The 23,511-nt window shown below is 72.2% G+C and carries 23 protein-coding genes; 16 read left to right on the top strand and 7 right to left on the bottom strand.

What is annotated here, in order from left to right; all coding sequences use genetic code 11:
• A partial coding sequence (locus tag VFN12_RS10795; protein ID WP_325118679.1) for a hypothetical protein occupies window positions 1–1,314 on the top strand: 1,314 nt, incomplete at its 5' end.
• Window positions 1,315–1,331: 17 nt separating this feature from the next.
• A complete protein-coding gene (locus tag VFN12_RS10790; protein WP_325118678.1) occupies window positions 1,332–4,352 on the top strand; it encodes an FtsX-like permease family protein in 3,021 nt (1,006 codons plus the stop codon).
• A 120-nt stretch (window positions 4,353–4,472) separates the two neighbouring features.
• Here VFN12_RS10790 and VFN12_RS10785 read toward each other — a convergent pair whose 3' ends face one another.
• Window positions 4,473–4,691 carry a hypothetical protein gene (locus tag VFN12_RS10785; RefSeq protein WP_325118676.1) on the bottom strand — a complete coding sequence of 73 codons (219 nt, stop codon included), beginning with the start codon at window positions 4,689–4,691 and terminating at the stop codon, window positions 4,473–4,475.
• A gap of 199 nt (window positions 4,692–4,890) precedes the next feature.
• A complete protein-coding gene (locus tag VFN12_RS10780; RefSeq protein WP_325118675.1) occupies window positions 4,891–5,274 on the bottom strand; it encodes a VOC family protein in 384 nt (127 codons plus the stop codon).
• Between the two features lie 72 nt (window positions 5,275–5,346).
• On the opposite strand from VFN12_RS10780, the gene VFN12_RS10775 reads away from it, so the two are divergent.
• The 7 genes from VFN12_RS10775 to VFN12_RS10745 all read left to right on the top strand — a co-directional run bounded on the left by VFN12_RS10775 (window position 5,347) and on the right by VFN12_RS10745 (window position 11,493).
• Window positions 5,347–5,946 carry a hypothetical protein gene (locus tag VFN12_RS10775; RefSeq protein ID WP_325118674.1) on the top strand — a complete coding sequence of 200 codons (600 nt, stop codon included), beginning with the start codon at window positions 5,347–5,349 and terminating at the stop codon, window positions 5,944–5,946.
• 178 nt (window positions 5,947–6,124) lie between these two features.
• Window positions 6,125–6,634 carry a PadR family transcriptional regulator gene (locus VFN12_RS10770; protein ID WP_325118673.1) on the top strand — a complete coding sequence of 170 codons (510 nt, stop codon included), beginning with the start codon at window positions 6,125–6,127 and terminating at the stop codon, window positions 6,632–6,634.
• A complete protein-coding gene (locus VFN12_RS10765) occupies window positions 6,631–7,032 on the top strand; it encodes a DUF1707 domain-containing protein (protein WP_325118672.1) in 402 nt (133 codons plus the stop codon). The genes VFN12_RS10770 and VFN12_RS10765 overlap by 4 nt, the downstream gene beginning before the upstream one ends.
• A 73-nt stretch (window positions 7,033–7,105) precedes the next feature.
• The gene (locus VFN12_RS10760) at window positions 7,106–7,384 is read left to right on the top strand and encodes a DUF3311 domain-containing protein (RefSeq protein WP_325118671.1); all 279 of its coding nucleotides are present in this window, start codon (window positions 7,106–7,108) and stop codon (window positions 7,382–7,384) included.
• Window positions 7,381–9,057 (top strand): monocarboxylate uptake permease MctP, encoded by a 1,677-nt coding sequence (mctP, locus tag VFN12_RS10755; RefSeq protein WP_325118670.1) that lies wholly within the window; start codon window positions 7,381–7,383, stop codon window positions 9,055–9,057. The genes VFN12_RS10760 and mctP overlap by 4 nt, the downstream gene beginning before the upstream one ends.
• Before the next feature lie 82 nt (window positions 9,058–9,139).
• Window positions 9,140–10,393 carry an acyl-CoA dehydrogenase family protein gene (locus VFN12_RS10750; RefSeq protein WP_325118669.1) on the top strand — a complete coding sequence of 418 codons (1,254 nt, stop codon included), beginning with the start codon at window positions 9,140–9,142 and terminating at the stop codon, window positions 10,391–10,393.
• The gene (locus tag VFN12_RS10745; RefSeq protein WP_325118668.1) at window positions 10,393–11,493 is read left to right on the top strand and encodes an FUSC family protein; all 1,101 of its coding nucleotides are present in this window, start codon (window positions 10,393–10,395) and stop codon (window positions 11,491–11,493) included. The genes VFN12_RS10750 and VFN12_RS10745 overlap by 1 nt, the downstream gene beginning before the upstream one ends.
• Here the strand turns inward: VFN12_RS10745 and VFN12_RS10740 are convergent.
• From VFN12_RS10740 to VFN12_RS10730, 3 genes are all read right to left on the bottom strand, one after another.
• Entirely contained in the window at window positions 11,471–12,385 is a 915-nt protein-coding gene (locus VFN12_RS10740) for a GNAT family N-acetyltransferase (RefSeq protein WP_325118667.1), read from the bottom strand. The genes VFN12_RS10745 and VFN12_RS10740 overlap by 23 nt on opposite strands.
• The gene (locus VFN12_RS10735) at window positions 12,382–13,305 is read right to left on the bottom strand and encodes a GNAT family N-acetyltransferase (protein WP_325118666.1); all 924 of its coding nucleotides are present in this window, start codon (window positions 13,303–13,305) and stop codon (window positions 12,382–12,384) included. Before VFN12_RS10735 ends, VFN12_RS10740 begins: the two co-directional genes overlap by 4 nt.
• 88 nt (window positions 13,306–13,393) lie before the next feature.
• On the bottom strand, window positions 13,394–14,005 hold the full coding sequence (locus VFN12_RS10730; protein WP_325118664.1) for a YceI family protein: 612 nt from the start codon (window positions 14,003–14,005) through the stop codon (window positions 13,394–13,396).
• A 128-nt stretch (window positions 14,006–14,133) separates the two neighbouring features.
• Here VFN12_RS10730 and VFN12_RS10725 point away from each other — a divergent pair, with 128 nt between their 5' ends.
• The 3 genes from VFN12_RS10725 to VFN12_RS10715 all read left to right on the top strand — a co-directional run bounded on the left by VFN12_RS10725 (window position 14,134) and on the right by VFN12_RS10715 (window position 15,880).
• Window positions 14,134–14,499: a hypothetical protein gene (locus VFN12_RS10725; protein WP_325118663.1), complete on the top strand. Its 366-nt coding sequence runs from the start codon at window positions 14,134–14,136 to the stop codon at window positions 14,497–14,499.
• The gene (locus VFN12_RS10720) at window positions 14,492–14,893 is read left to right on the top strand and encodes a hypothetical protein (RefSeq protein WP_325118662.1); all 402 of its coding nucleotides are present in this window, start codon (window positions 14,492–14,494) and stop codon (window positions 14,891–14,893) included. Before VFN12_RS10725 ends, VFN12_RS10720 begins: the two co-directional genes overlap by 8 nt.
• 84 nt (window positions 14,894–14,977) lie before the next feature.
• Entirely contained in the window at window positions 14,978–15,880 is a 903-nt protein-coding gene (locus VFN12_RS10715) for a hypothetical protein (RefSeq protein ID WP_325118661.1), read from the top strand.
• Window positions 15,881–15,980: 100 nt separating this feature from the next.
• Here the strand turns inward: VFN12_RS10715 and VFN12_RS10710 are convergent, their stop codons facing one another.
• Complete coding sequence (locus tag VFN12_RS10710; RefSeq protein WP_325118660.1) at window positions 15,981–17,162, bottom strand: acyl-CoA dehydrogenase family protein; 1,182 nt, start codon at window positions 17,160–17,162, stop codon at window positions 15,981–15,983.
• A 27-nt stretch (window positions 17,163–17,189) separates the two neighbouring features.
• The gene (locus VFN12_RS10705) at window positions 17,190–18,797 is read right to left on the bottom strand and encodes a hypothetical protein (protein ID WP_325118658.1); all 1,608 of its coding nucleotides are present in this window, start codon (window positions 18,795–18,797) and stop codon (window positions 17,190–17,192) included.
• A 124-nt stretch (window positions 18,798–18,921) separates the two neighbouring features.
• On the opposite strand from VFN12_RS10705, the gene VFN12_RS10700 reads away from it, so the two are divergent.
• The 4 genes from VFN12_RS10700 to VFN12_RS10685 form a co-directional block, all read left to right on the top strand.
• Complete coding sequence (locus VFN12_RS10700; RefSeq protein WP_325118656.1) at window positions 18,922–19,185, top strand: hypothetical protein; 264 nt, start codon at window positions 18,922–18,924, stop codon at window positions 19,183–19,185.
• Window positions 19,186–19,338: 153 nt separating this feature from the next.
• Window positions 19,339–21,180, top strand: a complete 1,842-nt coding sequence (glmS, locus tag VFN12_RS10695; RefSeq protein WP_325118655.1) for a glutamine--fructose-6-phosphate transaminase (isomerizing) — start codon at window positions 19,339–19,341, stop codon at window positions 21,178–21,180.
• A gap of 59 nt (window positions 21,181–21,239) precedes the next feature.
• A complete protein-coding gene (locus VFN12_RS10690; RefSeq protein WP_325118654.1) occupies window positions 21,240–22,994 on the top strand; it encodes a DEAD/DEAH box helicase in 1,755 nt (584 codons plus the stop codon).
• A 107-nt stretch (window positions 22,995–23,101) separates the two neighbouring features.
• Window positions 23,102–23,511, top strand: a 410-nt coding sequence (locus VFN12_RS10685; RefSeq protein WP_325118653.1) for a GDSL-type esterase/lipase family protein, incomplete at its 3' end; no start/stop codon positions are given.

Genomic DNA, 23,511 nt, shown 5'->3' with positions numbered 1-23,511 from the left:
ACGGTGGTGCCGGACGAGGGGAGCGTCCCCGCGCGCCGGGCCTTCCTCGACGTCTCGCGGTACGACGCCGTGATCGGCGACTTCTACTCCGGTACGCCGGCGGAGGGGGTCGCGAGGCGGGTCTCGGACCTCGTGCCCGCGGACGCGGCGCCGGCCGCCACGGGAGACAGCCTCGCCGCCTCGGTCCGCGGGGTCAGCCGCCGGCTGCGCGGCGACCTGCGGCCCCGGGTCGACGTCGTGTACGCCGGCGCGGGTGACGACGATGCCTCCATCACGCTCACCCTGGACATCCCGCCCTCGGGAGGCCCGGACCGGGTCGAGCGCAGCCTGCCCGGGTGCGAGACCGGGTGCGTCGTCTCGGCCATCCGGCTGCGCCGGAGCCCCGGCGACGTCGCGCTGCCCTACGTCCTCACCCGCCTCGACTTCGGGGGCACCGACCTGCTGGCACGGCCGTGGCGCTCCACGGGCAGGAACTTCGGCGGGGCACCGGCCGGGCCGCTCGAGGTCGACGACGGCTTGATGATGGCGGCCCGGCCGAGGATCCAGGAGGCCGTCACCGACCAGGGTGCGCGACGTACGCCGATCCTGGCCACCCTCTCGGCGACCTGGCCCGACGGCCCGCCGCTCCTCGACTCGCCGGGCGGCGACGACCGGCCGGCGGAGGTGCTCGACCAGCTCCCCGCACTGCCCCTCGTCGAGGCCGACGGCGTGCTCGCCGACCTGCCGCTGGCCTCGGTCGGCTCACCGCCCACGGTCCCCGCGGCCGAGGTCCTGGTCCTCGCGGCGGCGGACACTCCGCGAGACGTGCTGGATGCCGTCGCGCAGTCGCCCGGGGCCGGACCGCCCCGCACCCTGACCGACGTCGAGGACTCGACCAGCCTCGAGACGGGTGCGACCCGCGCCAACGTCTACGCCCTGATCGCGGGCTTCTGCGTGCTCGTCGCGCTCCTGGTGCTGGCGTCGGCGGTGGCCAGGCAGCGCACCCTGCACCGGCGGGAGGTCGCCTCCCTCCGGGTGATCGGGGTCGGGCTCTCGGCGTCCCGGCGCTCCGCCCGGTGGGAGATCGGGGCCCTCGGGCTGGGCGCGGTGGTCGCGACGCTGGGCGGCGGGATCGCCGGCGTGGCGCTGCTGCTCGGCAACCTCTCGCTCGTCGAGGTGCCCGCCCACTCGGTCCCGCTCGACGTGGGGGTGGCCCGGCTCCCGATCGCGGCCTCCGCGCTGGTGGCGGCCGCACTCGTGGTCCTCGTCGGTGGACGGGGGCGCGTCACCAGCTCCGAGCAGAGCAGACCCTCGCTGCTGCGGGAGGACTCGTGAGCACGCCGGTGCGCTCGATGGCAGGCACGATCCTGCGGGGACTGCGGTCCCGGGCGTTGCTGACCGCAGGTTCGGTGCTGCTGACCGGGCTCGCGATCGGATCCGCGGTGCTCGGGCCGATCTTCCAGGAGGCGGTCACCAACTCCTACCTGGTCACCCGGCTCAACGAGGCCCCCAACACCCTGACCGGCCTCACCTGGGTCTACCCCGCCACCGCGGACCAGGCAGGTGACACCACCGCCGCCGTCGCGGCGGCCGAGCAGGAGTCCGCACGGGCCGAGGGACCCTTCGCTGCCCCGCAGTCGCGGCTGGAGACCCAACGTTTCCGCTCGCTGGACTTCATCGTGGACGGCGGCCTCGTGCAGGTGGTCGCGACGCCCGACGCGTGCGAGCATCTCGCGTTGCGGGGCGAGTGCCCGGACGCACCCGGCGAGATCGTGATGCTGACCGGAGACCTCGACTTCCTCAACCTGTCCATCGGTGACCGGCTGGATCTCGCGAACGCGGTCGGACCGGTCAAGATCGTCGGGGCCTACCGGGTTCCCGAGAGCGCGACCGACTACTGGTTCGACGCAGAGCGGTTCGCCAGCTCTCCGCGCGACGTCAACGATCTGACCGGAGCGGTGAAGCCCTACCAGCCCGCACCGTTCGTGACCGTCCCCGAGACGTTCGACGAGCTGCCCACCTCGTCCTGGTCGGTCCGGGTGGACCGTCGGCTCGACGCGCCACCCGACCTGACGCCCGACGACCTCGCCCAGGCCCAGGCCACGGCCGCCACGCTGGAGGAGGACACGGTCAACGACCTGCCCCTCATCGCCCGCGAGGTCCGCACCCAGCAGGAGACGGCCCGGGCGTCGATCGCGCCCGCCGTCATCTCGCTGGTGCTGGTGGCGCTCGCCCTGCTGCTCCGGCTGCTGATGGCGGCCGCCGACCTCCGGCTCCCCGAGCTCGCCCTCGCCTCGCTCCGGGGCCTCACCCGGCGACAGCTGTGGGGCCTGGGGCTCTCCGAGCCGCTGACCGTGCTCGCCCTCTCCCTGCCGGTCGGTGTCGTGCTCGGGGTCGGCCTCGCCCTCGGGCTGACCCGCTCGTGGCTGGTGCCGGGCCTGCCCCTGCCGTTGCCCTGGCAGTCCCTGCTCGCCGGCCTGCTCGTGGTGGTGGCGGCGCTCGGGGTGGCCGGCCTGGCCGTGGGGCTGGTGCTCCGGGTGTCCCTGTCCGAGCAGCTCACCGGCGTACGTCGTCCCAAGCCGTCGGGCCGGGTCGCCCTCGTCGCGCAGCTGGCCCTGTTCGCCGGCGCGATCGCGGTGCTGGCGGCCAAGCTGTCCGGCGGCCGTCCCGGGAGCCCGGACCTGACCGACCTGGTCCTGCCGGTGCTGCTGGCGGTGGTGGCCGGGCTGCTCGCCACCCGGTTCATCGCCCTGGCCGCCACCTGGTGGACCCGGCGCCGCTCGCGGAGCCGGTCCCTGCCCGGGTTCGTCGCGGCCCGCGCGATCAGCCGGCGGATGGAGGGGACGCTGGTGATCCTGCCGGTCACCGCCGCGATCGCCGTGTGCGTCTTCGGTGCCGGCGTCTACCAGTCGGCCGCGGCCTGGCGCGAGTCGGTGGCCGCGACCACGGTCCCGGCCGACGAGCTGTGGCTCTCACCCCGCAGCCTCGACGAGACGGTGGCCCTCACCCACGAGCTCGATCCCGAGGGCGACTACCTGATGGCCATGAGCACCTTCAGCACCCTGGGGCCGTCGTACACCGTGGTCGACGCGCCCCGCCTGGCCTCCGTCTCCGCCTGGCAGGACCAGTGGACGCCGGGCTCGGGAGCGGGCGAGATCGCCGACGACCTCGGCCTGGGTGCGACCGTCCCGATCGTCACCGGCCGGCGGATCGGCCTCACCGTGGACAACCAGGCGCGGGTGGGGGGAGAGCTGAGCGTCCGGCTCCGCCTGGACGTGCGTGGCGACCGCTCCCACTACCTGTTCCTCGGGCCGTTCCCGTCGGGGACGTCGACCCGCAGCGAGCTGGCGCCGTACTGCCGCACCGGCTGCCGCCTCGACGGGCTGACCCTGGGTGGGCCGGCCACCAGCCGGGTCCGGATCAACGGCGTCATCGAGGTCAGCGACATCACCGTCGACGGCGAGCCGGTGCCGGGGGCGATCGACGGCGCGGGATGGAACGTCTCGCCGAACGCGTCGGACGCAGCCCTGATCCGGGGGGTCGAGACCGACGGCGGCGTGATCCGGGTCGACACGTCCTCCGGTGGCTCGGAGGCCATCGCGCAGCTCTCGGCCGGCGACCTGCCGACGGAGCTGCCCGTGGTCCGGGGCGTCGACGCACCCGCCGAGGCGCCGCCGGAGTCCTTCGGCGAGACCAGCTCGCTGGAGTTCCCGGCCCGGGCGGTCGTGACCGCCGAGAGCGTGCCGTTGCAGGGCCCGTCCGGCTCGATGATCGACTACACGATGCTCAACACCGACCGCGACACCTTCACCCAGGACACCCCGGTCTACATCCTGGCCCGCGCCGACACCCCCGACTCGATGACCCAGCAGCTGCGCGACGAGGGCGCCTCCGTCTCGTCCACGCTGGCCAGTGTCAAGCGCACCCTCGGCCAGGGCGCCTACGCACTCGCCCTTCGGCTGTACGCCGTGGTGGCGGTGCTGGTGCTGCTGATGGCGCTGGCCGGCCTGTTCGTGAGCACCGCCGTACAACTGCCGGCGCGCCGGCGCGACGCCGCGTCGATGCGCGTGGTCGGTGTCCCTCGGCGGGCGGTGATGTCGGCCGTGATGCGCGAGCTCGTGGTCGTGCTCGGCGCGACCGCTGTGGCGGGACTGGCCGCCGGCACGATCGCCCAGTACGTCGTGCTGCGCACCGTCACGCTGGGGGTGGTCGAGGACATCCGGACTCCCGCCCTGATCGCGGCCGTGGACTGGCAGCGCCTGGTGCTGCTGTCGGCGGCGGCGGCCCTGCTCTTCGGGACGGTGGCGCTGGTGAGCGCGGCGCTCACCGTCCGTGGTGCACGGGGCTCGACCCTGCGCGAGAGCGCCCGCTGACCCCAGGCCCCTGGACCGAGGCGGCGTGGGCGAGCGGCGCCCCCGCTTTGCTCGCCCACGCCGCTGTCGGGCACCATCGTCATGCGCGATGACAGCCGGTGCCGCCAGGTGGCCCTGAAGTCACTGTGGTGCCGGGGAGGCCCGCCCTTCACGGCCGGTCTCGCCGCCCGTCCGGCCGAGGACCTCCGGCATCCGCGGGGGCTGGAGCGAGGCGAGGAAGCGCGTGACGTCCTCGAGCTCCAGTCGTCGAAGCTGCAGACGGGTCGCGGCCCGTCCGGCGTTCACCCTGGCGGTGTCCTGCCTGACCCACCGCTCGAACAGGGTCGTGATCACACCCACCACCGGTGACGCTGGTGACGGACTTCTCTGCATGCGGGTCCCCCGACTGACTCGAAGCGGGCAGGGTCCGGGCCCAGGAACTGCCGGACCTTCAGGCTCGGCACTTGGTCGGCCACGAAACTAGCGGATGTTCACAGCCCGCGGGCGAGAACGGTAAAGATTTCCTCAACCACCTGTCGGCGCTGCGGGTACGGGGCAGTCAGCTCCGCTGGAACAGGCAGAACGGGTGCCCGGCCGGATCCAGCAGCACGCGGACGTCGTCCTGCGGCTGGTGCTGCGCGAGCATCGCGCCCAGCGCGAGGGCCCGGGACTCGCCCTCCGCGAGGTCGTCGACGGCGATGTCGAGGTGCAGCTGCATCTGCTGGTCGCCCTCGCCGGCCGGCCAGGTCGGGGGGACGTGCCGCTCCTCCCGCTGGAAGGACAGGCCGGTGGCGTCGCGGTTGCCGCCCGGCTTGAGGACGACCCAGTCGTCCGCGTCCTCGATGACCTCCCAGTCGAGCAGCGCCCGGTAGAACGAGGCCAGCGAGCGCGGGTCCGGAGAGCCGAGAACGGTCGAGCGGAGGCTGAAGCGGGGCGTCGTCACGGCGACAGCCTAGGAGGGCGCGACGAGGCGCGGGCGTTCCTCACACCCCCGGCGGCGTGGCACGCTGGCTCCGTGAGGAGGGACGGGAGCACCGCTCTGGTCTCGCGGCTGCCCCTGGCCAGCTGGCGGTTGTTCGTCGCCGGCTGCGCCACGCTCGGGATCGGCTACTCCGCGGCCGCCCTGGACCTCTGGTGGGAGGCGCTCGGGACACTGGGTGCCGGGGCGGTCACCGTCGTCTACTTCTCCCTCGCCTGGGTCGGTCTCGCCCGCCCGTCGACGTCCTGGGCCTGGGTGCGCGGGGGGTTGGCGACGACGCTGTTCCTCGCGACGGCGGCCCGGCTGTTCGACGGTGGCTCGTTGGCCCCTCCCTGGTCCCTGCTGGTCCACGTCGTCGTACCGGTGCTGGTGGGCGCGGACTACCTGCTGGTGGCCCGCACCACCGGCCGGTGGTGGTGGCCGCTGACCTGGGCGCTGCTGCCGCTGATGTACCTCGTCTACTACGCCGGCGCCGGGCTGCTCGTCTACGACTTCCTCGACCCCTTCGACGCCTACTACCAGCTCACGGTGCTGGGTTTCCTCCTGACCTCGGTCGCGATCGGGTTCGTCCTGTTCGGCCTTGCCGGTGGCCGACAGTCGACGTACGATCACGATATATCGTTGAGCGGTCGGTGACAGTCGGCCGCTCGCTGGAGCTCAGGCCGGAGGGAGCAGCGACATGGGACACCACGGAAGTCACGGCGGGGGTCACGGCGGGGGGCGCGGAGGCCCGTGGGGAGGCCAGCCCTGGGGCCAGAGCCCGTGGGGCGGGGCCCCGTGGGGACGCGGAGGCCGGCCGGGACCGCCGCCGTGGGTGGCCGGGCTGTTCGGCCTCGCGCAGACGGATCAGCAGCGGGCGCCCCGCGCCCGGCGCGGAGACGTGCGCGCGGCGATCCTCGACGTCCTCCAGGCCGAGTCCCTCAACGGCTACCAGGTCATCTCCGCGATCTCGGAGCGCACCGGCGGCGCCTGGAAGCCGAGCCCCGGCTCGGTCTACCCGACGATCTCGCAGCTCGAGGACGAAGGTCTCGTCGAGGCCGACGACGAGCGGGGCAGGCGCACCCTCCGGCTCACCGACGCCGGGCGACAGTACGTCGCCGCCAACGCCGACGAGCTCGCCGGCGTCTGGGAGCCGTTCGCCGAGCGCGAGCGTCCGGACGGCGGCGACTTCGCCGCACTCAAGCCCGAGATCGGCCAGGTCATGAACGCCGTCTGGCAGATCATCAGCACGGGTACCGACCAGCAGCGCCGCGACGCGATCGACGTACTCATCGAGACGCGGCGCAAGCTCTACGGGCTGCTCGCGGAGGGGGAGGGCCAGTGAGCACCCCGGTCAACGAGCACGACCTGCGCATCGGCGACGCCGAGCGGGAGCAGGCGGCCGCCGAGCTCGGCGAGCACTTCGCGCAGGGTCGGATCACGACCGACGAGCACCGGGAGCGGCTCGACCAGATCTGGGCCGCGCGCACGCGGCGCGAGCTGGCCCCGGTCTTCGCCGACCTCCCGGGGCGGAGCCTCCCGGCCCAGGCGCCGGTCCGGCCGGCCTTCGGACGCGAGACGCGAGGGAGGCGGCGACGCCTCCCCGTCCCGCTGGTCGCGCTCCTGGTGCTGCTCATCGGAGTCGCCCTGGTCACCCACCTGCCGCTGATCCTGGTCGGGATCGGCGTGTGGTACCTGCTCGGTCGCGGGGTCTGCGGAGCCCGCCCGCACCGCCGCTGGTAGGCGCGGGTCTCGACAACCCTCGTCGTGGGGTGGAAGGGTCGGGCCCGGTCAACCTAGCCCGGAGGTGTCCCCCATGACCGACCCCCGACCTCCCCGCCCCGGCACATCCACCCGTGGGCGCTGGTCCCTGATCTGCCTGTTGCTGGCGCCGGCGGTGATCCTCCCGCTGCTCGTTCCGCTCTACGACCAGGAGGACCCGGTCCTGCTCGGGTTCCCCTTCTACTACTGGTTCCAGCTGGCCCTGATCCCGGCCTCGGTCGTGCTCACGGCGATCGCCTACTACCTCGCCAAGTCCGCGGACCTGCTGGACCGTGAGTCGCACGGGACCCGGCGAGGGGAGGACCCGCGATGAGCGACGTCAGCACCGTTGCCTTCAGCGTCTTCATCTTCTTCTTCCTGCTGGTCACCATCCTCGGGTTCGCCGCCGCCCGGTGGCGTCGGGCCGAGGCGCTCGACCACCTCGACGAGTGGGGACTCGGCGGCCGCAGCTTCGGGACCTTCATCGCGTGGTTCCTGATCGGTGGCGACCTCTACACGGCCTACACCTTCATCGCCGTGCCCGCCCTTCTGTACGTCGGCAGCGGCATCGGCTTCTTCGCGGTCCCCTACACGATCGTGATCTACCCGCTGATCTTCCTGTTCATGCCGCGGCTCTGGTCGGTCTCCCACCGGCACGGCTACGTCACCCCGGCCGACTTCGTGCAGGGTCGCTACGACAGCCGGCCGCTCGCCCTGGCCGTCGCGTTCACGGGCATCCTCGCGACGATGCCCTACATCGCGCTGCAGCTCGTCGGCATCGAGGTCGTCCTGCAGGTCATGGGAATCGGCTCCGAGACCGCCAACTGGTTCGTCCGCGACCTGCCGCTGTTCATCGCGTTCGGGGTGCTCGCGGCCTACACCTATGCCTCGGGCCTGCGGGCGCCGGCGCTGATCGCGTTCGTGAAGGACACGCTGATCTACATCGTGATCTTCGTGGCGATCCTCTACCTGCCGACGCAGCTCGGCGGGTGGGACAGCATCTTCAGCAGCGTCAGCGACAACTTCGACGCCTTCAACACCGAGAACGCCGACGCCATCGCCGCGGGCGAGGCCGCTCCGAAGAGCGTGATCCCGGCTCCCCTGCTGCACTGGGCCTACGCGTCACTGGCCCTCGGGTCGGCCCTGGCGCTGTTCATGTACCCGCACTCCGTCACCGCCGTGCTGTCGACGCGTCAGCGCTCGGTGATCCGGCGCAACGCGGCGCTGCTGCCGGCGTACTCGTTCCTGCTCGGGCTGCTCGCGCTGCTCGGCTTCGTCGCGGTCGCCGCGGGGGTCGCGGTCGAGAACCCGCAGCAGGCGGTGCCCCAGCTGTTCGAGAACGAGTTCCCCGACTGGTTCGCGGGCGTGGCCTTCGCCGCGATCGCGATCGGCGCCCTGGTGCCGGCGGCGATCATGTCGATCGCCGCGGCGAACCTGTGGACCCGCAACATCTACAAGGCCTACCTCAGGCGCAACGCCACGCCGTCGGAGGAGGCCCAGCAGAGCAAGTGGGCCTCGCTGCTGGTCAAGTTCGGGGCGCTGGCCTTCATCCTCCTCGTGGACGTGCAGTTCGCGCTCGACTTCCAGCTGCTCGGCGGCGTCTGGATCCTGCAGACGTTCCCGGCGATCGTGGTCGGGCTCTACACACGCTGGTTCCACCGAACGGCGCTGCTCGCCGGCTGGGCCGTCGGGATGATCTACGGAACGTGGACGGCGTGGAACAACCCGAAGCTCGGCGATCCCGGAAGCCACTTCGGCAGCCCGCTCGACCCGTTCCTGAGCGTGCCGTGGTCCGACACGTTCCTGCCCTTCGACACCCTCGTGTACATCGGCTTCACCGCGTTCCTGCTCAACCTGGTGGTGACCGTCGTGCTCTCCGCGATCCTGCGGGCGCTCAAGGTGCCGAGCGGCGTCGACCAGACCACGCCGGCCGACTACCACGCCGACCTCGGTGACAAGGGAGTCGAGGAGGAGCTGGACCCCTACACCACCACGTCCCACCCCTGACCCTGTTGCGACAGTCCGCCACGACCGGCGCCTGACAACCGGGTGGATGGCGCCGGTCGTGGCGGACTTCTAGGTTGGGTACATGACGACGTCGCCCTCCTTCGAGCTCAGCCAGGACCACCTCGACCTGCAGGCGTGGGTGCGCACGTTCGCCACCGACGTGGTGCGCCCGGCGGCGTCGGAGTGGGACGAGAAGGAGGAGTTCCCGTGGCCGGTCGTCGAGGAGGCGGCCAAGGCGGGGCTCTACTCGGTCGACTTCATCGTCGCCCAGGCGATGGACGAGTCCGGCCTCGGCTTCCCGATCACCATGGAGGAGCTCTTCTGGGGTGACGCCGGCATCGGGCTGTCCATCGTCGGCACCTCGCTCGCCGCGGCCGGCGTCCGGGCCAACGGCACCGACGAGCAGGTCATGGAGTGGATCCCCCAGATGTACGGCACGCCGGGGGACCTGAAGCTCGGCGCGTTCTGCTCCTCGGAGCCCGACGCCGGCAGTGACGTCGGCGCCATGCGCACGCGGGCGACGTACGACGAGGCGAAGGACGAGTGGGTCCTCAAGGGCACCAAGACGTGGGCCACCAACGGCGGCATCGCCGACGTGCACGTGGTGACCGCCGTGGTCGACCCCGAGCTGCGGACCCGCGGCCAGGCCAGCTTCGTGGTCCCGCCCGGGACCAAGGGTCTGAGCCAGGGGCAGAAGTTCGCCAAGCACGGCATCCGGGCCTCGCACACCGCAGAGGTGGTGCTCGACGACGTCCGCGTCCCGGGCTCCTGCCTGCTCGGGGGCAAGGAGAAGCTCGACGCCCGACTGGCCAGGGCCCGCGCCCTTCGAGACGGCTCGTCCCTCGCCTCCTCAGGAACCAAGGGAGGGGGCCGCGGGCAGCCGTCGATGGCGACCTTCGAGCGGACCCGGCCGGCGGTCGGCGCGCAGGCGATCGGGATCGCGCGGGCTGCCTACGAGGTCGCGCTGGACTACGCGAAGACGCGCGAGCAGTTCGGCAAGCCGATCATCGAGAACCAGGCGATCGCCTTCACCCTGGCCGACATGGCCACCTCGATCGAGGCGTCGCGGCTGCTCGTCTGGCGGGCGGCGTGGATGGCGCGGCAGGGCAAGTCCTTCGATCAGGCCGAGGGCTCGATGTCGAAGCTCTTCGCCGGCGAGACCGCGGTGCGGGTCACCGGGCAGGCCATGCAGATCCTCGGTGGCAACGGGTTCACCCGCGAGTACCCCGTCGAGCGGATGGCGCGCGACGCCAAGATCTACACGATCTTCGAGGGCACCTCGGAGATCCAGCGACTGGTCATCGCCCGGACGGTCTCCGGAGCTCCCATCCGCTGATGAGGGACAAGGTCCGGGACCCGGTCTTCTGGTCGGACGCCACGCAGCTCGTCAAGACCGTGGTCGCGGTGACCCTGGCCTGGGTGGTCGCGGTCGAGCTGGTCGGGGCGCCACAGTCGTTCCTCGCCCCGTGGGCCGCCCTGCTGGTGGTCCAGGCGACGGTGTTCCGCACCTTCTCGCAGGGTGCCCGCCAGGTGGCCGCAGCCGTGGCCGGGGTGCTGCTGGCGTGGACCGCCGGCAACCTGGTCGGCCCCGACGTCGCCGCGCTCGGTGCCGTCGTCTTCCTGGGGCTGCTGCTCGGGAGGTCGCGCTGGCTGGAGGGGGAGGCGACCACCGCGGCCGCCACGGGACTGGTGGTGCTCACGACCGGGTTCGCCGACGACCAGAACGTGCTGGTCGACCGGCTCCTCGACACGGGGATCGGGATCGCGGCCGGCCTGGTCGTCAACGTCGCGGTCTGGCCCCCTCTGCGCCGACGTACCGCCATCGCGGCGCTCGACGACCTCGACGACCGCATCGGCGCGCTGCTGGTCGAGGTCGCCGACGGCCTGGGCGCCGGGTGCTCGCGCGACGACGTGGCCGGCTGGCTGGAGACCACCCGCGACCTGGACGAGCTGATCGAACGCGCCTGGGCCATGGTGCGGCAGGCACGTGAGAGCGCGCTGCTCAACCCGCGCCGGTCGGCCCGGCAGCTGCGCCATCCCGAGGTGTGGATCGTGCTGCTGCGCCACATGGAGCAGGCCGTGGCCGAGACCCGCAGCATCGCCCGCACGCTCGAGCGCTTCCTCGAGCAGCAGCGGGAGTGGGATGCGGACTTCCGGGACGGCTACGTCGAGGCCCTGCGTCGTGGTGGCCGGGCGGTCGAGTCCGCCGACGCCGACGCGATCCGGCGGTGCCGCGCCATGCTCGACGAGATCGTCGGCCGGCTGGGCGCCGTCGACCCGGCGCCCGAGCTGTGGCCGGTCTACGGCGGCCTCGTGGTCAACCTCGTCAACATCCTCGAAGCGATGGAGGAGGTGGCTGCCGCGAACCCGCTGGACCAGCCCCCGTTGCCGATCCTCCTGCGCCGCAGGCGTACTAGAGGTCGATCGCCCGGTTGACCCAGGTCGAGGCGACGACCATCCCGACCGCCTCGTAGACCGCCCGGGCGCCGGCGCGGGTGTCGGTGGAGAGGCAGGAACGGACGGCGCCGTGCTCGCGAGCCAGCCCGAACGCGTCGACCAGCATCGAGCGGGCCAGCCGGCGCCCGCGGTGGTCGCGGCGGACGGCGATCCGGGCGACGTACGCACTGTCTCCGGCGAGGTACACGTGGGTCGCTCCGACGAGCTCGCCGGCCGGGTTCTCCAGCAGCCGGAGGTTCCACGGCTCGAAACCGGGCCGTGCCCAGACCCAGGAGGCGAAGTCCTCGATCGGGTGCCGCGGCCGGTCCGACCACTCGAGGAAGGCGTCCTCGATGAGGGTCCAGGCGGACTCGTGGTCCTCCGCGGTCGCGTCGCGCAGGACGAAGCCGTCGGGCAGCGGGTACGGCGTGATCTCGACGCCGTCGGGCAGCTCGAGGTCCCAGGCGGTCCACCGGACCCGGTAGCCGAGGTCGGCCATCAGCCGGTCGGCCGCGCTCCCCTCGGGCACCTGGCTGCCGACCCGGGTCGAGCCGCGGGTGCGCGCGGTCTCCTGGATCCAGGCGGCGATCGCCGTGCCGATGCCGCGGCCCTGGTGGTCGGGATGCACCGCGGCGTAGGCGTGGTCGGGGCCGGCGACGTCGCCGTACGCCACCAGGCGGTCGCCGTCGAAGACGCCCACCGTGCTGGCCGCGATGTCGTAGCTGGGCCGTTGCCAGTCGCTCAGCACGTCCTCGAGCGAGATGTCGACCTCGCCGAGGTCGACCCGCTCCTCGGCGGCCACCGTGTCGAACACGCCCTGCGCGTCGGCGAGGGTGAGCGGCCGGGAGGTGAGTCCTTCGGGCAGGTCGGGCAGGTCGGTGGGCGCCCTCATCGCGGCGCTCCGGTCTCGATGGCGCGGTTCACCCAGACCGAGGTGACCTCCATGCCGACCTTCTCGTAGAGCGACAGGGCGCCGGTGCGGGAGTCGGTGGAGAGCTCGGACCTGGTGGCGCCGTGCTCGGCGGCGACGGCGAACGCGTCGACGAGCAGCGCCTGCGCGAGTCCGCGGCCGCGCTGGTCCCGGCGGGTGGCGAGCCGGGCGATGTAGGCGCACCGGTCGTTGAGCTGGACCAGGCCCATCGCCACGACCACGCCGCCCGGGTCGGCCACCACGCGGAGGTTCCACGGCTCGAAGCCGGGACGGCGGACGACGCTCGACTCCCACTGCGCGTAGGTCTCGCGCTCGCGCACCGACCATTCGAGGAAGGCGTCCTCCTGGACCGTCCACGCCGCTTCGTACTCGTCGGGCCCGGCCTCGCGCACGACGTATCCCTCGGGCAGCGGCCGTGCCGGGATGCTCGCCCCCTCCGGCAGCTGAAGCACCCAGCTGGTCCAGCGGACGCGGTAGCCGAGCCCCTCGAGGAGCACGTCGCCCGGCGAACCCTGGGGGACCGGCATCCCGACCTCGGGCTGGCCCTGCTCGCCGGCCCGCGCCCGCATCCAGGCCGCCAGCCGGGTCCCGATGCCTCGGCCCCGGTAGTCGGGGTGGACGGCCGCATCGCCGCGCCCGCCCGACCCGCTCTCGGCGTACGCCACGAGCCGGTCGTCGTCGAAGACCCCGATGCTGCTGGCGGTCACGTCGTACCCGGGTCGTTGCCAGTCGGCGACGATGTCGGCCTCCTCGATGATGACCTCGCCGACGTCGTCGAGCTCCTGCGCGCTGATCACCGCGGTGACGGCGGCTGCGTCGGCCATGGTCAGGGCCCGGGTGGTCAGGCCCGCGGGCAGGCCGGCGGCAACGTCGGTCGTCATGGCGTCCATGGTGACGGCGCGGCCACGATCGGACCACCGAAATAGCGCTGACCCGCCCGAAAGTTTCGGGCGGGTCAGCGGTGGTGGGTCAGGCGGAGGCCCGGATCGCGGAGATGTCGAAGTCGAGCTTGATCTTCTCCGAGACCAGGACGCCGCCGGTCTCGAGGGCGGCGTTCCAGCTCAGGCCCCAGTCCTTGCGGTTGATGGCGGTCGAACCCTCGAAGCCGACGCGCACGTTGCCGAACGGGTCGCGCGCGGAGCCGGTCTCCTCGAAGACGACGGTCACCGGGCGGGTGACGCCCTTGATGGTGAGGTCGCCGGTGATCGCCCACTCGGAGCCGTCGCGCTCCACCCGGGTCGAGACGAACGTGAGCTGCTTGTGGGCGTCGATGTCGAAGAAGTCGCCGGAGCGCAGGTGGCCGTCCCGGTCGGCGGAGCCGGTGTCGATCGAGCCCGCGTCGATGGTCAGGCTGACCTTCGAGGCACCCGGGTCGGCGGTGTTGATCGTGGCCGTCCCCTCGAAGTCCTTGAAGGCGCCCCGGACGGTGGTGACCATGGCGTGACGGGCCGAGAAGCCGAGCCGGCTGTGCGACACGTCGATGGAGTAGTCGCCGGAGATGTCCTCGACGGCGGAGGTGCCGGCCTCGAAGTCCGGCTCGGTGACGGCGGTGCTGGTCCTGGTGCGGTTGAGGAAACCCATGGTGCTCACTCCTGGTGCTCGGGCTGGTGGTTGAATCTTTCACCACCCTAAACAGAACTCCGGTCCGTTTCTATTCCGGCCATGGTGTGGCGCCGGTCACATGCCGCCGATCCGTAGGATCCGCAGCGATGATCGACCCACTCCAGACCGCCCTGATCGTGGTCTCCCTCATCCTCGCAGCTGTCGCGGCCGTCCAGGTCGCGATGGACCGGCCCACCGGCGGTCTCCTGCTCGGGATCGCCGCCCTGCTCGAGCTCGGGCTGCTCGCCCAGGCGGTGATCGGCATCGGCCAGCTCGTCTCGGGCGACCGGGACGTCAACGGGGTGGTGTTCGTGGGCTACCTCCTCGCGACCCTGCTCTTCCTCCCGCTCGCGACGCTGTGGGCGCTGGGTGAGCGCAGCCGCGGCGGGACCGCGGTGCTGGTGGTCGCCGGCCTGGTGCTGCCGGTGCTCGTGCTGAGGGCCCAGCAGGTCTGGACCCCCGTCGGTGCCTGAGGTCCAGCCGACCAACCAGGGGTGGGGCCGCGCCCTGGTCCTGGTGTACGCCGTGTTCGCGATCTCCGCGCTCGGCCGCTCCTCCGTCCAGCTGGCCGAGAAGGCCGGCGAGGCGCCGCTGGCCTACGGGCTGTCGGCCTTCGCCGCCGTCGTGTACGCCGTCGCGACCTTCTGCCTGGCCCGACCCGGCCCCCGCACCACGCCGCTGGCCTGGGCCGCCGTGGGTGTCGAGCTCGTCGGGGTGCTGGTCGTGGGCACCCTCACCGTCGCCGATCCCGCCCTCTTCCCCGACGACACCGTCTGGAGCGCGTACGGCGCCGGCTACGGCTGGGTGCCTGCGGTCCTTCCCTTCGTCGGCCTGGCCTGGCTCTGGCACACCCGCCCCCGGCGCTGACGACATCGCCCGCGTCGCTCCGCGGGAGGAGCGCAGCGCTCCGGATTCGCCGCGACGGGCGGGATCTCGTGCCTACAGTTGGGCATGAGCCGGTTGCCGGGCGGCGTCGTACGGGTGGGATCCCTGCTGGGGATCGCGCTCGCGATGACGGCAGGACTCACGGCGTGCGGCGACAGCGACGTCGCACCCACGCCCGTCGCCGAGAGCTCCACCGCAGCAAGCCCGTCCACGGAGGCCGACGAACCGGACCCGGAGGCGGTCTGCGCGAGGGCGCAGCACCGGGTGCTGCGCGGCCTGGAGTGGCCGCTGACCCAGGTGGTCTGGCTGATCACCAGTGACGTCGACGGCGCATCGGCGGAGGCGTCGCGGATGGTGCTGCACGGTCTCGACCGAGGCGAGGCCAGGCTGCGAGAGCCCTGTGGAGGACTGCCCGAGGAGATGGCGGGTGTGAGGCGGGCGGTCCGGGCCACCACGGGCGGACCGCTCGACGCCGCCGGACTCGCACGCCTCGAGCACGCGCTTGGCGACTGGGCACGAACGCTGGGCTCGCCGGCTCCCCTGCAGGGCACGGCGGCGTGGGTGCGGCGCTGTCGGGATCTCGGTACCGACCTCGGCGCGAGCTACACGGTCGGCTGGGAGTACACCGAGCGCGGCCGCCGCTGGTGGGTCCAGATGGCGATCGACAGCGACCTGTCCTCACGGGTCTGGGTCGACGTCGGCGGCACGCTGTGGGCGACCGGTCTGCCGCGCGACCCCTACTCGCGCAACGACGGCCGCGGTGGCCAGCGGGTGGAGTGGGGCGGCTCGTCAGCGGACTCCCTGTATGCCCAGCCGTTCACCCGCTCCACCACGCAGGTGTATCTCCCGGGGCCTGCCGGCTACCTGCACACGTCGGCAGATGGCCGCGTGTACGGCGTCCGCCCAGAGGTCTTCGTTCGGCACGGTGGCGGCCCCGCCTGTTCTCTGCCGGTGCCGCGCCTCGGGTGAGGGCGCGGGCACCTCGCTCAGCGTTGACGTTTCGCTCGCAGCGCGCGCGCAGGCACCGGGTCCCTGTCCGGGTGCTGGTCACGGCGCGCGCACGCTTCGGTCAGCGGAACGCGGACTCCCCGGTCAGCGCCTGACCGATCACCATCTGGTGCACCTCGGCGGTCCCCTCGTAGGTGAGCACCGACTCGAGGTTGTTGGCGTGCCTCATCAAGGGGTACTCCAGGGTGATGCCGGCCGCGCCGAGGATGGTGCGGCACTCGCGGGCGATCCGCAGCGCCTCGCGGGTGTTGTTGAGCTTGCCGACACTGATCGCCTCCGGGGGCAGCCGACCCGTGTCCTTCAGCCTGCCCAGGTGGAGGGCCAGCAGCATGCCCTTGCCGAGCTCGACCGACATGTCGGCCAGCTTGGCCTGGGTCAGCTGGTACGACGCCAGCGACCGGTCGAAGATCTCCCGGTCCCGGGCGTAGGCGATCGTCGTCTCCAGGCAGTCGCGGGCCGCGCCCAGGGCGCCGTACACGATCCCGAAGCGGGCCTCGGTCAGGCAGGACAGCGGACCCGAGAGCCCCTTGGCCTCGGGCAGCATCGCCTCGGCCGGCAGTCGCACGTCGTCGAGGACCAGCTCGGAGGTGACGGACGCGCGCAGCGACATCTTCTGCTTGATGTCGGGGGCGGTGAACCCTTCCGTGGAAGTGGGGACGACGAAGCCGCGGATCCCGTCGTCCGTGCGCGCCCAGACGACTGCCACGTCGGCCACCGAGCCGTTGGTGATCCACATCTTGTTGCCGGTGAGGATCCAGTCGCTCTGCTCGTTCCCCGGGGCGTCCCGCCGCGCGCGGGTGCGCATGCCGCCGGGGTTGGAGCCGAAGTCGGGCTCGGTCAGGCCGAAGCAGCCGATCGCCTCGCCGGTCGCCATCCGCGGCAGCCACTCGTCCTTCTGGGCGTCGGAGCCGTGCTTCCAGATCGCGTACATCGCCAGGCTGCCCTGCACCGACACGACCGACCGCAGTCCGGAGTCGCCCGCCTCGAGCTCCAGGCAGGCCAGGCCGTACGCCGTCGCGCTGGTGCCGGCGCACCCGTAGCCGGTGAGGTGCATGCCGAGCAGGCCCATCGAGCCGAACTCCCGGGCCAGGTCGCGCACCGGGGCGGTGCCGGCGTCGTACCACCCGGCGATCTCGGGCTTGAGCCTGTCCTCCACGAACGCGCGGACCGTGTCGCGGATGGCGCGGTCCTCCTCGGAGAGGAGGGAGTCGGTGTCGAGCAGCTGGAGCGGCGAGAGTGGCATGCCCTCATCATGCTGCACGGTCTCCGACTAGCGTCGACAGAACTCCTGGCCCCAGTGGCGCTGGAACGCGTCGTCGAACGCCTCCGCGGCGTCGTCCCGCTCGGCCTGGATCATCGGGACCAGCCGACAGCGGTGGGCGTTGGCCGCGTCGCTGAGGTCACCGTTGACGAGCGCCGCGAACGCGGCCGCCGAGGCACGGGTCTCGACGCGGTCGGCCTCGAGGCTGCGCTCGTTGGCCGTCAGCAGGCAGGCCGCAGCGATGCCGACGCCCAGCGACATCGCCACCCAGGTCGCGACACCGGCCCGGGGCGAGCGTTGCCTCAGCGCCAGCGCGCCCATGCCGAGCGCCCACGCGATGCCGGCCCAGGTGACCACCGTGTGCCGGTACGGCAGGCCCAGCTCGGGAGTGGTCTGGGACTTGACCGACAACGACATCACTCCGGCCGCGCCCAGGGCCCCGAGGAGGCACAGGAGGGCCGCCAGTGCCAGCAACCTCCCCTCGTCCGACCCGCGCGCGATGCCGTCGTCGATCGGCGGCTCGCCGTCGAGGGGCTCCGCCGACGGGGTCGGGCGGGTCGCCCACCAGCCCGCCAGCAGGGCGACCGCCAGGACGACGCCCACGGCCAGTGACCATGCCGTCGGCGTGTACATCCCGTCGGCGGAGATGCCCCAGCTCTCCACGAAGTCGGCGACGCGTGGAGCGGTCGCGCCCGGCACGCTCGACGTGACGTTCTGCCAGAAGGTGCCCACGACCGCCGTCGACAGGCTGGGCTGGACGCCCTCGTAGCACCCGTCGCTGCAGACCTCCCACAGGTAGACACGCAGCACGCCCAGGATCGCCAGGAAGACGCCCACGTAGGCACTTCCGGTGACCCACTTCGCCCGGCGCCCCTCGGCCGCCCGCTCCGTCGGGGTCACCGGAACCAGGAGCAGGGCGATGAGCGCCAGGGGGGCCGCGGGAAACACGAGCTCGTAGCGGAAGTTGGTGATGACGGCGAGGAGGACGAGCACGAGGACGATGGGGATCCGGAACCGGCCCTCGGCGTACAACCGGGTCAACCAGAGCACCAGGGCCGTGACACCGAGGATGGAGACGACCGCGCCGTAGGTGTGCGTCGGGTAGTTGACCCAGCCGTTGCGCCCGTTCACCTCGTGGAAGGGGGGCTGGCTGCCGAGCGCGAACAGGACGCCGCCCACCAGGGTGCCCAGGACGACGGTCCGGCCGGACAGCCGGACCAGCTCACCCGTGCGACGCCGGCATCGCACGCTCTTCAGGAGTCCCGCCAGCGTCAGCACCGCCAGCGCGGCCAGCAGGAGCTTGAAGAGGCCGTTGATCACGAACGTGGGGGTGCCGGTGTCCACCGAGGTCTCCATCACCAGGCGGCCGGCACTGCGCCTCTCGAAGGGGGTCAGGATGTTCACGCGTCCGGTGCCGGCGCGGTTCTCCCACCACTGCGGCAGCTGGGCGAGCGAGTCGACGATGCTCCACGACTCGAGCGCGCCCTCCTGCGGGTACCACAACCGGTCGTCACCGGCCACCGGTGCGAGGAGCACGGGTTGCATGAACAGCACCGAGGCAACCGCCCCCAGCGTCACGGCGCCGACCAGCACCCACCGTCGCCCGCGCATACCCACGGTCGGACACTATCCCGCGGGCGGTCCCCCATCTCGAGAGACACCGCAGCGGGCAATCGGGAGAGTTTGCCCGATTTCGGGCAGGAAGTTGCGTGACCGGAGAGCGCTGAGGATGATTCCGGTCGTGACCGCGGACTCGGAGCTCGTCGACCGGATCGCGTCCAGCACCGGCCTCAGCCCCGCCGAGGCGGTGCGGGTGATCGAGGACGTGGTCGCGTTCCACGCGGAGCCGGTCGAGGAGTACGTCCGGCGCCGGCACGCCCACCTGAAGACCTACGGGGTCAGGAACCCCGAGATCTTCGCCCGGATCGCCGAGGAGCTGGACGGCCGGGTGGTCGCGGCGCCGCCGCTGACCGAGCGCCAGCTGCGGCGAATCGTCTACGGATAGCGGAGACGCGCCAGCGGATCCGCTGATGGTGGTCGAGCGAGCGGTCGGCGGGTCGAGACCCAGTGAGAAGAAAGGTCCGAGCGAAGCGAGGAGGTTGAGGAGGTCGCGCAGCGACCGTCTCGAAACCCCGAAAGACGAAAGGAGACCCGAAAGATGTGCGGAATCGTCGGGTACGTCGGCGGCCAGCAGGCCGCCCCACTGCTGCTCGAAGGCCTGACCCGGCTGGAGCACCGGGGCTACGACTCGGCCGGCGTGGCGGTCCTGTCGGGCAGCGGGATCAGGGTGGCCAAGCGCCAGGGCCGGGTCCGCGACCTCGCCGACCGGCTGCCCCGGAGGTTCGGCGGGAAGGTCGGGATCGGCCACACGCGCTGGGCCACCCACGGGTCGGCCAGCGACACCAACGCACACCCCCACACCGACGCCTCCGGTGACGTGGCGGTCGTCCACAACGGGATCATCGACAACGCCGCCGAGCTGCGGCAGCGCCTCACCGACGACGGCGTCGACCTGGTGTCCGACACCGACACCGAGGTGATCGCGCACCTGGTCGCGCGCTCCGACGGCGACACGCTGGAGGCACGGGTCAGCGACGCCCTCGCGGAGATCGACGGCACCTACGGGCTCGCGGTGGTGCACGCCTCCTTCCCCGACCGGATCGTGGTGGCCCGCAACGGCAGCCCGCTGATCATCGGCGTCGGCGAGCGCGAGATGCACGTCGCCTCCGACCTCGCCGCGCTGGTGCGCTACACCACGACCGTCGCCCACCTCGACGACGGCGAGATGGCCACCGTCACCGCGAGCGGCTTCACCACCTACAAGCAGGACCTGACGTCGTCGACCCACAAGGGGACCACGACGATCGACGTCGACCCCGACGCCTACGACGCCGCCCCTCCGGACCCATGGGGTCACGAGTCGTACATGCACAAGGAGATCCGTGAGCAGCCCGACGCTGCGGAGCGGGTGCTGCGCGGTCGGCTCGACGAGCGCTTCGGCACGGCGCACCTCGGCGGCCTCAACATGGACGCCCGCGAGACCCGCGCGATCCGGCGCGTGAAGGTGCTCGGCTGCGGGTCGGCGTACTACGTCGGACAGATGGGCGCCGGCCTGGTCGAGGAGCTGGCCCGGATCCCGGCGGACGCCGAGGCCGCCAGCGAGTTCCGCTACCGCAACCCGATCATCGAGCCGGACACGCTCTACGTCGCGGTCAGCCAGTCCGGCGAGACCATCGACACCCTGCTGGCGGTGCAGGAGATCCGCCGCAAGGGCGGGCGCGTGATCGGCCTGGTCAACGTCGTCGGGAGCGCGATCGCCCGCGAGTGCGACGGCGGGATCTACCTCCACGCCGGGCCCGAGGTCGCGGTGGCGAGCACCAAGGCGCTGACCAACATGTACCTCGGCTTCGCACTCCTCGCACTCCAGCTCGGCCGGGTCCGCGACCTGAGCATCGCCGACGGGAAGCGGCTGATCGCCGGTCTGACCCGGCTGCCAGACCAGATCGGCGAGATCCTCGCCGGGGAGGACGCGCTGGCCGGGATCGCCACCCGCGTCGCCGAGGCCGAGAGCCTGTTCTTCGTCGGCCGGGTGCGCGGGTTCCCGGTCGCTCGCGAGGGGGCGCAGAAGTTCAAGGAGATCTCCTACCGGCACGCCGAGGCCTACCAGACCTCCGAGCTCAAGCACGGTCCGCTCGCGCTGATCTCGCCCGACGTGCCGACCGTCGCGGTGGTGCCCCACGACGAGCTGACCGACCGCAACGTCGCGGCGCTGCACGAGATCGCGGCACGGGGCGGCCCGCTGGTGGTGGCGACCCACGAGGACGTCGACCTGAGCGGGCTCGACGGGGTGGTGCGGATCGACGTACCCCGCAACGAGGTGGAGCTCGACCCGATCCTGCTCACCCTGCCCCTGCAGCTGCTCGCCTACCACGCGGCCCGCCACCTCGGGCACGACATCGACAAGCCCCGCAACCTCGCCAAGTCGGTCACGGTGGAGTGACGGAAGGTACGGTCCCCGCGAATCACCGACAACGCCTCGGGGCACCTACCGTTGGAGACATGTCCGACGAGCCAGCAACACCCACGATCACGTTCGACGACCTCGGGCTCGCCCCCGCGGTGCGGAAGGGATTGCGGGACGTCGGCTACGAGACCCCCTCGCCGATCCAGGCGGCGACCATCCCCACGCTGCTGGAGGGCCGCGACGTCGTGGGCCTGGCCCAGACCGGCACCGGCAAGACCGCGGCGTTCGCGCTGCCGATCCTCTCCCGCCTCGACCTGTCCCAGAAGACCCCCCAGGCTCTGGTCCTGGCCCCGACCCGTGAGCTCGCCCTCCAGGTGTGCGAGGCGTTCGAGAAGTACGCCGCCCACCTGCGCGGCGTCCACGTCCTCCCGGTCTACGGCGGGCAGGGGTACGGCGTCCAGCTCTCCGCCCTGCGCCGCGGCGTCCACATCGTCGTCGGTACGCCCGGCCGGATCATGGACCACCTGGACAAGGGCACCCTCGACCTGACCGAGCTGCGGTTCCTGGTGCTCGACGAGGCCGACGAGATGCTCAACATGGGCTTCGCCGACGACGTCGAGACCATCCTCGCCGACACCCCGACGGACAAGAACGTCGCGCTGTTCTCGGCGACCATGCCTGCGCAGATCCGGAAGCTCTCGGCGAAGTACCTCCGCGACCCCTCCGAGATCACGGTCCGCAACAAGACCGCGACCGCGGCCAACATCACCCAGCGCTACCTGATCGTGTCCTACCCGCAGAAGGTCGATGCCCTCACGCGGATCCTCGAGGTCGAGAACTTCGAGGGGATGATCGTCTTCGTCCGCACCAAGAACGAGACCGAGACCCTGGCCGAGAAGCTGCGGGCGCGGGGGTTCTCCGCGGCCGCGATCAACGGCGACGTACCCCAGGCGGTGCGGGAGCGGACGGTCAACCAGCTCAAGGCGGCCAAGCTCGACATCCTCGTGGCGACCGACGTCGCCGCCCGCGGGCTCGACGTCGAGCGGATCAGCCACGTGGTCAACTTCGACATCCCGACCGACCCCGAGTCCTACGTGCACCGGATCGGGCGCACCGGCCGCGCCGGGCGGAGCGGCCAGGCGATCTCGTTCGTGACGCCCCGGGAGCGGCGCCTGCTCAAGGCGATCGAGAAGACCGCGCGCCAGCCGCTGACCCAGATGCCGTTGCCGACGGTGGAGGACGTCAACGTCACCCGGCTGGCCCGGTTCGACGACGCGATCACCACCGCTCTCGGGGACGAGGAGAAGGTGTCCTTCTTCCGCGACGTGGTGGCTCACTACATGCGCGAGCACGACGTGCCCGAGGTCGACGTCGCCGCCGCGCTCGCCGCCGTCCTGCACGGCGACACCCCGCTGCTGCTCGAGCCGGAGCCGGAACGACCGGTGCGTCGCGAGCGCGATGACCGACGCCCCGACAAGGGTCGCGCGCCCCGGAAGGAGCGGGGCGGTCAGCGTGGCTCCGCGACCCTGGCCACCTACCGGATCGCCGTCGGGAAGCGGCACAAGGTCGAGCCCCGGCAGATCGTCGGCGCCATCGCCAACGAGGGCGGGCTGAGCCGCCAGGACTTCGGGCACATCTCGATCCGCCCCGACTTCTCCCTCGTCGAGCTCCCCGCCGACCTCCCGGCCGGGACGACCGAACGGCTCGCCTCGACCCGGATCTCGGGGAAGCTGATCGAGCTGCGGCCGGACACCGGAGGACCCCAGGGCAGCCGGTCCCGACCCGCCGTTGCGGACGACGTGCCGGGCGGCCGGAAGAAGCCCCGGACCAAGCCGCGGACGAAGCGCTGACCCCACCCGCGACCGGTCGGGCGCGGCCGGGAGCCCTTTCCAGCCTCGACGAATACCCCTAGCGTGAGGCGGGTTCGTGTCCCGGCACTCTCGGATCGGAGCCCCCGATGCCCACGTCCCGTCCCTTCGTACGCCGCGCCCTGCTGGGTGCCGTCGCCCTCCTCGCGCCGCTCGCCCCCGCGGTGGCGGCCCAGAACGCGGCCCATGCCGCCGCGCCGTCGTACGTCGCCCTCGGCGACTCGTACGCCTCCGGCACCGGAACCCGGGACTACATCAACGACGGGTCGTCGTGCCAACGGTCGACCTCCGCCTACCCCAGCCTGATCGCCGCGGCCCGCGGCTACTCGCTCAACTTCCGCGCCTGCTCCGGCGCCCGGGTCGCCGATGTCACCAACACCCAGCTGTCCGCCCTCACCGCGTCGACCAGCTACGTGAGCATCTCCGTCGGCGGCAACGACGCCGGCTTCGCCGACGTGCTCACCGAGTGCGCGACTCCGTGGTGGGCCGGCGACTGCGA

The sequence above is a fragment of the Nocardioides sp. genome, assembly GCF_035703625.1.
Taxonomy (GTDB): Bacteria; Actinomycetota; Actinomycetes; order Propionibacteriales; family Nocardioidaceae; genus Nocardioides.
The sequence above is the reverse complement of the archived record's forward strand: the minus strand, read 5'-3'. Positions and strand labels throughout refer to the sequence as shown.